General features: G+C 49.6%; 3 protein-coding genes. 1 reads left to right on the top strand and 2 read right to left on the bottom strand.

Translation table 11 applies throughout. From position 1 onward, the window contains the following. Positions 1 to 371, bottom strand: a 371-nt coding sequence (locus tag H5P30_RS00525; protein WP_185691015.1) for a hypothetical protein, incomplete at its 3' end; no start/stop codon positions are given. A 250-nt stretch (positions 372 to 621) separates the two neighbouring features. Between H5P30_RS00525 and H5P30_RS00520 the strand changes: the two genes are divergently transcribed. After that, complete coding sequence (locus H5P30_RS00520; RefSeq protein WP_185691014.1) at positions 622 to 990, top strand: hypothetical protein; 369 nt, start codon at positions 622 to 624, stop codon at positions 988 to 990. On the opposite strand, the gene H5P30_RS00515 is transcribed toward H5P30_RS00520, so the two are convergent. Then, a partial coding sequence (locus H5P30_RS00515; RefSeq protein WP_185690989.1) for an IS630 family transposase occupies positions 983 to 1511 on the bottom strand: 529 nt, incomplete at its 5' end. The genes H5P30_RS00520 and H5P30_RS00515 overlap by 8 nt on opposite strands.

Raw genomic sequence — 1511 nt, 5'->3', positions numbered from 1 at the left:
GCGCATACGGTCGATTCGGGCAAACGCTGTCGAGCCTGACAGAGGCCTCCGGTTTTGCTCGAGAGCTTTTCCTTGCCCATGGACCTCAAGGTGGCATTGATCTCCACCAACCCCGCTCGAAGAGTGCCCGATCCCATGCCCTGACTGATCATGTGCCAAACCGTAACCGCCGAAGAGAACCCACGATCGCGTTCCTTCGAACGCTTCGGAATCGATTCCAAAGGCAACGCCTCCTCGAAAACATACGGCAGTTGACCCGGAAGACCCTTCATGATCGAATTGCGACTATCCTCAAGCCTCTTGAGGGCAGATTTAGGGCTTCGCCCAAAGGCGCGGTGAAAACCGGGAAGAAACAGGTTGTTTTGTTGCACACCAAAAGCTTGCAGAATCCATCGCCTAGGGCGATCCCTGTCTGCTTTCTGGCAATACAAAATCCATGAATCCAGCCTTATCTAAGTGCCATTGTGGTCTGACCCCAATGGGACTTAGATAAGGCGTTTTTCTGAACGATCTGTGTCACTTTTTGGGGCGCTGGGCGCTTACGGATAAAATCCAATCCCAGGGTTATTTTGATATCGCGAGCGGACGGCAAAAAAAAAAGGCAAACGCAAAATCTAAAGATTGAGTGAAATCCAATCCCGATCCCAACTCGAATCCGGCTGTCCAAAGCTCATACTACCTGACGTCCTTGGGGCAGCTCTATGGGACTCAGTAGTTGAGGTAGAGATGAAGTACCGAATAGTCAATGAATCGACGATAGATGACCTTCTTGAACGTCACTATAATCCGCCTACATATTCCAAAGATTTTTCGGAGGGTGATTTTTCAAAAGAATATTGGGAGGTTCATGCATTCATAAAGGATGCATTGTTGAATATTGGGACAGCCCCCATTTCAGGAAATTATGATGACCGTGATTTTTCAATGAATGAAGATTACATAGATAGCCGGGGAATATCGATACAGGTTATTACTCGGCTAATCAAATAGGTGATAGGCCTGCATATTGGACCGCAGGATGACGGAAGAAGGATTTTACGAGATGTTTTCTGATCCCGAGCAGGAACATTTTCACCTTCACGGTTGCATCGAGTTCGACTTTGTCGGTGAGCCTTTCTTCTGCGGTCACGGTCTGCTTCAAGTAGTTGTTCAGGTATTCGTCCGGGTTGAGCTCGGGGCTGTAGGCTGGAAGGAATACGAGTTCGATGCGATGGGTGTTTTGCTCCAACCACTCCTTGACGGGCTTGCTGTGGTGGACCCGCAGGTTATCGACGATCAGGATGATCTTACGCTTCCTGAACTTAACCAGTTGCCGGAGGAACTTCAGGAAGGTCTCGGAGTTGATCGCCTCCTTCAGCGGCATCCACTGCATTTTTCCTTGGTTGTTGATGGCGCTGATGAGGCTCGAATGGAAACGTTTGGCCGATTGGCGTACGACTGGAGTGACTCCTTTGGGCGAGAAGCTTCTTCGAAAATGGCATTCCGGCTTGATGGCCGTTTCGTCGCCCCAC

The sequence above is a fragment of the Puniceicoccus vermicola genome (assembly GCF_014230055.1).
In the GTDB taxonomy this organism is placed as follows: Bacteria; Verrucomicrobiota; Verrucomicrobiia; order Opitutales; family Puniceicoccaceae; genus Puniceicoccus; species Puniceicoccus vermicola.
Note: the sequence above shows the minus strand (reverse complement) of the source record. Positions and strands in the feature narration are given on the sequence as shown.